The organism is Niallia sp. 01092 (assembly GCF_052318935.1).
In the GTDB taxonomy this organism is placed as follows: domain Bacteria; phylum Bacillota; class Bacilli; order Bacillales; family Cytobacillaceae; genus Niallia.
The window spans coordinates 1-216 of record NZ_JBQRKO010000097.1 but is presented as its reverse complement, the minus strand read 5'-3'; the positions used below and the strand labels follow the sequence as shown (position 1 = coordinate 216).

The following is a 216-nucleotide window of genomic DNA, read 5'->3' as shown; positions in this document are numbered from 1 at the left end:
TTTTTTTGCCTGGCGACGTCCTACTCTCACAGGGGGAGAGCCCCCAACTACCATCGGCGCTGAGAAGCTTAACTTCCGTGTTCGGTATGGGAACGGGTGTGACCTTCTCGCTATCGCCACCAGACTATTATTTTATTAGAGTTTTGTTCTCTCAAAACTAAATCATATGAAGAAATAAGAATAGAGTAATCGATTTTTGTTTGTCCAGTTACAACA

Annotated in this window: 1 rRNA gene; it reads right to left on the bottom strand. The window is 43.1% G+C overall.

Annotated elements, in window-relative coordinates:
* Window positions 1-7 precede the first annotated feature (7 nt).
* A 5S ribosomal RNA gene (rrf, locus tag ACTXGU_RS22475) occupies window positions 8-124 on the bottom strand.
* Between the last annotated feature and the right edge of the window lie 92 nt (window positions 125-216).